At 75.7% G+C, this 2,503-nt stretch carries 1 protein-coding gene; it reads left to right on the top strand.

The window, feature by feature from the left end:
- Positions 1 to 2,503 (top strand): type I polyketide synthase (locus tag IF43_RS0135375; protein WP_037891536.1); only part of this gene is annotated, 2,503 nt, incomplete at both ends.

The raw sequence follows: 2,503 nt of genomic DNA, 5'->3' as shown, positions 1-2,503 counted from the left end.
GCACGAGCTGACGGCCGACCTGGACCTGTCCGCGTTCGTGCTCTTCTCCTCCGCCGCCGGCGTGTTCGGTGGTGCGGGTCAGGCCAACTACGCGGCGGCGAACACCTTCCTCGACGCCCTGGCCGCGCACCGCCGGGCGGCCGGTCTCGCCGGTACCTCGCTGGCCTGGGGCCTGTGGTCCGAGGTCGGCGGCATGGGCGACGCGCTCGGCGACGGTGACCGCGAGCGCATCGGCCGTGGCGGCATCGGCGCCCTCACCCCCGAGACCGGCCTTGCGCTCTTCGACGCGGCCCGGCGCACCGCCGACCCGCTGCTCGTACCGCTCCCGCTCGACCTGCGGGCCCTGCGCGCCCAGGCCCGTACCGGACCGGTCCCCGACCTGCTGCGCGGCCTGGTCCGCGGTCCGGCCCGCCGGGCCGCCACGGGCCGGGGCGCCGGCGACGGCGGCGCGTTCCGGGCGGGGCTGGCCGCCCTGCCCGCCGAGGAGCGGGAGGCGGCCCTGCTGGCCGCGGTCCGGGCCGAAGTGGCCGCCGTACTCGGCCACGCCTCCACCGACGAGGTGCCGGCCGACCGGGCGTTCAAGGAGCTCGGCTTCGACTCCCTGACCTCCGTCGAGCTGCGCAACCGCCTCGGCGCCGCCACTGGTGAACGGCTGCCCGCCACCCTCGTCTTCGACTACCCGACGCCCGGCGCGCTCGCCGCCTACCTGATGGCGGAGGTCCTGGGCCTGTCCGCGGACGGTCACCGCACCGCCGACTCCCCGGCGCCGGCCGCCTCACCGGGCGCCCCGCTGCACGAGGACCCGATCGCGATCGTCGGCATGAGCTGCCGCTACCCCGGCGGGGTCGAGACGCCCGAGGACCTGTGGCGCCTCGTGGCCGGCGGCACCGACGCCATCTCCGAGTTCCCGCAGGGCCGAGGCTGGGACCTGGAGGCACTCTACGACCCGGACCCGGACGGCAAGGGCACCAGCTACACCCGGTCGGGCGGCTTCCTGCACGACGCGGGCCGCTTCGACCCGGCGTTCTTCGGCATCTCGCCCCGCGAGGCGGTGGCGATGGACCCGCAGCAGCGGCTCCTGCTGGAGACCTCCTGGGAGGCCTTCGAGCGCGCCGGCATCGACCCGGCGTCGCTGCGCGGCAGCCGTACCGGCGTCTTCGCGGGCATCATGTACCACGACTACGCCACCCGGATCACCTCCGTGCCCGACGGCGTCGAGGGCTACCTCGGGACCGGCAACTCCGGCAGCATCGCCTCCGGCCGCGTCTCCTACGCCTTCGGGCTGGAAGGTCCGGCGGTCACCGTCGACACGGCCTGCTCCTCGTCCCTCGTGGCCCTGCACTGGGCCATCCAGGCACTGCGCAACGGCGAGTGCAGCATGGCCCTCGCCGGCGGCGTCACGGTGATGTCGACCCCCGGCACGTTCACCGAGTTCAGCCGGCAGCGCGGCCTGGCCGCCGACGGCCGGATCAAGTCCTTCGCGGCCGCCGCCGACGGGACCAGTTGGGCCGAGGGCGCGGGCATGCTCCTCGTCGAGCGGCTCTCGGACGCCCGCCGCAACGGACACCCCGTCCTGGCGGTGGTGCGCGGCTCGGCGATCAACCAGGACGGTGCGAGCAACGGCCTCACAGCCCCCAACGGCCCGTCCCAGCAGCGCGTCATCCGGCAGGCCCTCGCCTCCGCCGGGCTGAGCAGCGACCGGATCGACGTGGTCGAGGCGCACGGCACGGGCACGACCCTGGGCGACCCGATCGAGGCGCAGGCCCTGCTGGCCACCTACGGCCGGGAGCGCGCCGCCGACGAGCCGCTGTGGCTGGGTTCGGTGAAGTCCAACATGGGCCACACGCAGGCCGCCGCCGGCGTCGCCGGCGTCATCAAGATGGTCATGGCCATGCGCCACGGGGTGCTGCCGAAGACCCTGCACGTCGACGAGCCCACCCCGCACGTGGACTGGGCGGACGGCGCCGTCGCCCTGCTGACCGAGTCCGTGCCGTGGCCGGAGACCGGCCGCCCGCGCCGTGCCGGCGTGTCCTCCTTCGGCATCAGCGGCACCAACGCCCACACCATCATCGAGCAGGCGCCCGAGGTCTTCGCCCCCGCCGCGGCGGACGGCGACCGTCAGGCACCCGTGCTGCCGTACCCGCTGTCCGCGAAGTCGGCGGACGCGCTGCGGGCCCAGGCCGCCCGCCTCCGGGTCCACCTGGAGACCACGCCCGGGGCCGCGACCGCGGACGTGGCCTACTCGCTGGCCACGCGCCGGGCGGCCTTCGACCACCGTGCGGTGGTCGTGGCGGAGGACCGGGAGGAACTGCTGCGCGGCCTGGCCGCGCTGGCGGACGGCGACCCGGCGGCCGCCGGAGTCGCACGCCACACCGTGGGCGCCACGGGGGCCGGGAAGCTGGCCTTCCTGTTCACCGGTCAGGGCAGTCAGCGGCTCGGTATGGGGCGTGAGTTGTACGCGGCCCAGCCGGTGTTCGCGGCGGCGTTGGACGCGGTGTGCGCG

The sequence above is a fragment of the Streptomyces sp. NRRL S-87 genome (genome assembly GCF_000719335.1).
Classification (GTDB): domain Bacteria; phylum Actinomycetota; class Actinomycetes; order Streptomycetales; family Streptomycetaceae; genus Streptomyces.
This window is presented reverse-complemented; position numbering and strand designations above follow the sequence as displayed.